At 55.6% G+C, this 2,901-nt stretch carries 4 protein-coding genes; 2 read left to right on the top strand and 2 right to left on the bottom strand.

Annotated features, from left to right (window positions below):
• A partial coding sequence (locus tag BG455_RS17360) for a hypothetical protein (RefSeq protein WP_218147541.1) occupies positions 1-356 on the top strand: 356 nt, incomplete at its 5' end.
• 366 nt (positions 357-722) lie between these two features.
• On the opposite strand, the gene BG455_RS12200 is transcribed toward BG455_RS17360, so the two are convergent.
• Both BG455_RS12200 and BG455_RS12195 read right to left on the bottom strand, forming a co-directional pair.
• Positions 723-1,400, bottom strand: coding sequence for a class I SAM-dependent methyltransferase (locus BG455_RS12200; RefSeq protein ID WP_071470287.1), 678 nt, complete (start codon positions 1,398-1,400; stop codon positions 723-725).
• Between the two features lie 632 nt (positions 1,401-2,032).
• Positions 2,033-2,710, bottom strand: a complete 678-nt coding sequence (locus BG455_RS12195; RefSeq protein WP_071470286.1) for a hypothetical protein — start codon at positions 2,708-2,710, stop codon at positions 2,033-2,035.
• Between BG455_RS12195 and BG455_RS17470 the strand changes: the two genes are divergently transcribed.
• Positions 2,709-2,901: hypothetical protein (locus BG455_RS17470; protein ID WP_218147540.1), on the top strand; the 193-nt coding region annotated here is incomplete at its 3' end. The genes BG455_RS12195 and BG455_RS17470 overlap by 2 nt on opposite strands.

Below are 2,901 nucleotides of genomic sequence, written 5' to 3'. Positions count from 1 at the left end.
GCATCCACCGCATCAGTTCACGGATGGTAGAGCCCGTTCGCGCCGCACATCCGGAGATCGCCCCCGCTGTGGCCGCTGCGCATTCCTTCCTCGGGTCGATCAAATCGATCGAGGGGGACACCGCTGCTTTGGCGCGATCCACCCTTGCTGAGCGGGCGGAGGTCATAGCGGAAATTGAGCAGGAGCGCGCGGTCTCGCATGCGGATATTGCGGATCAGCGTGCTGAACTCGCTCGGGAAAAGGCTGCCCTTGACGAAAAAGAGGCTGATCTGAAGGAGAAATGGATCAAGGCTGATCGCCTGCTGCAGGTGCTTCAGCCCTTGATTCACTCTTTGGCGGCCTGCACGGACATATGACCTCTGGCATGACCGCGCGGTGTTCCACTTCCTGACTGATCCCAAAGATCAGGCTGCCTATATCGGTACGCTGACCAGTGCCCTTGTGACAGGCGGGCATGCGGTTATCGCGACCTTCGCGCCGGATGGCCCTGAAACATGCAGCGGTCTTCCGGTTGCGAGATACAGCCCTGAATTGCTAGCCGAGACTCTCGGGGAATGGTTCGCGCTGATCGATCAGCGGCTTCAAAGCCACACAACCCCATGGGGGAACCCGCAGTCGTTCCAGTATAGTCTGTTCCGGCGGGGATGATTTGCGAAGCTGCATCTCCGACATGTGGCACTACCGCGCGGCAGCCTCAATGAAGCAATCGGGTTGAAGAAAATCTACCTCATGGGTCGCGCGGCAAAGAGTATTTGCCCCCTTGGCAGGATATCAGCACGCTGCGACAGCCGCCAGCCTGCCGCATGCGCAAGTGCTGTGAGGTCTTCGACAAGCAGATGATATGGGGCGCGGTCGAGATGCGTCACAACCCCGTCCGGTTGCCTGAAGGGCGTTTTGGAAGCCGCAGCATTCGGTGCAAGAAAGACAGTGAAAAGAAAGGTTTCAAGCTTTTCAAAACGATGCAGATTTACAAATGCCTGCCTTAGATGCGGCGCAGGCAAATGTGGGAAAACGGCAAAAGCGATAGCATGTGTGATCGTGTTTGGGATGCCCGGAAAGGCAAAATCTGCATCCTCGATCAACTGGACAGGATCAAGGCGCGCTGGGTCTGACAGTTCGGCGTTATAGCCGGCAAGCAAAATTGAACGCGCCGCATCGGTTGCCCAGTAATGGCCGGGTTCAAGATAGGGCACAGCCTTGCACCCCAACCGCAAAGCGCCCGCGCCAATATCCAGCAAGTGATGATGGGGCAAAAGCCCGGCTGCTTGCAGCACACCCAATTCTATGCGCCCGGTTTCTTCCCACCTTCCACCGACAATGGCGCGATGCTGCCCTGCAGCAATTGCAGTGTCGTAAAAGCCCTCGGTCTCATAAGGATTGGTTGACACAATCGTTGCCATGCTGCCCTGCTGTCTCGTTTATCGCGGGCATGCGCCGTGTCTTACCCACAAGTCAAGATGCCAGTTACGAGAAGGCAGCCGGATCATCGCGCCATGCCGCAAATCTTTTCTCAGGCTGCAATCTGATCATATAATTGCGTGCTGCTTTAAACTTTGAATGTGAAATCAGAACTTGCTGACATCCAGCATGCCGCCACAAAAGCGAAGGCAAAGGCGCAGATGTATCTGTTCAGCCAGAAATAATGTATGAAATCCGAATAAGGCGTGACCTGCCTGCTCAAGGATAGCGAAGCCATGTTGGTATTCTTTGATTTCTTTGCGGCCCACTGGGCCATGGGCGCGCGACTTACCCTATTGACGGCGTTGGGGCTACGTTAACGAAATGATGCTCGGGGCCTCATTCGCCATGGTCCGGCACAGGGTGCTTCGTAACAGGGCGCGTTCTCGCAAAAACCGCAAAGCTGATGGTCTTCATCCTCAAGCAGGCAGCATCCAAAAAATGGTTACGCATCAACGGTTGGAAACAGTTGCTAAAAGTTGGGTTCGACAGAACAAAGGAACGCGGGGCTCCACAGGGATTTTCGGAAGTTGCGCATTCATAGTGACTTTTCATGTGGCATGAGACAACAACCTCAATTCAATGCCGGCAGATTCAGCGCGGCTCGGATCGATCCTATTGTGTCTTCCAGCATCGCGGGATTGGCGCTGGCACCTTCAACCAGCGCTGCAAGTGTCGAGCGCTCCATGTCTGAAATTTGGTCGGCGGTTTCGATCAGCGCAAGCACCTCGTCACGATCAAAGTTCTCTGGTGTAAGCAATTGGTCCGGCTCAGTCGAAGTTGCAACCGCAGCGGTTGCACCGGTTTCGGAAATTTCTTCGCTGTCGAGCGTTGTTCCCGTTTCTTCATCATTGATAACCACGGTCGAGCTCGCGGTATTGTCGGCATCAAGGATGGTCGGTTCGTCAGTCGTCGATTCGACGACGATCGCGTCTTCAGTAATTTCGTCGCCGACGACTATCACATCATCATCGCCAATCTGAGCCTCATCCACGGCAATTGCGCCATCCTCGTCGTCTAAGCCTTCAGCCTGTTCCGCGTCCCGCGCAGCCTGTTCAGCGGCATCCGTCTCTACTTGCTGGCGCGCGTGGTCTTCTTCGCGGGCGGCGTCCTCCCGCGCTATCTGCGCGGCCTGTTCCGACTGTTGTTGCTCAACGCGGGCGTTCTCGGCCTGTGTGTTGTTGTACCAGATGACACCACTAATCAGGACAACGACGGCTGCAAAAATGGCGATTACAATTCCTGGACGCATGGGTGGATCTGCCTTTTCTGTTGCTATGACAGCACGATCGGCATGCTGGGCCAGCAGGTTGCGTTTGTGCCATCGGGACCTTTTGCGCGACGTGTCTAATTTCAACCTGACGACAGCTGTTTTCGTTCCTGTTCTTCTTCAAATCAGTGCGGCGTGCGACACCGCATGCGCTAAAAAACCGTTCCGGGCCG

The organism is Roseinatronobacter thiooxidans (genome assembly GCF_001870675.1).
GTDB lineage: Bacteria > Pseudomonadota > Alphaproteobacteria > Rhodobacterales > Rhodobacteraceae > Roseinatronobacter > Roseinatronobacter thiooxidans.
Note: the sequence above shows the minus strand (reverse complement) of the source record. Positions and strands in the feature narration are given on the sequence as shown.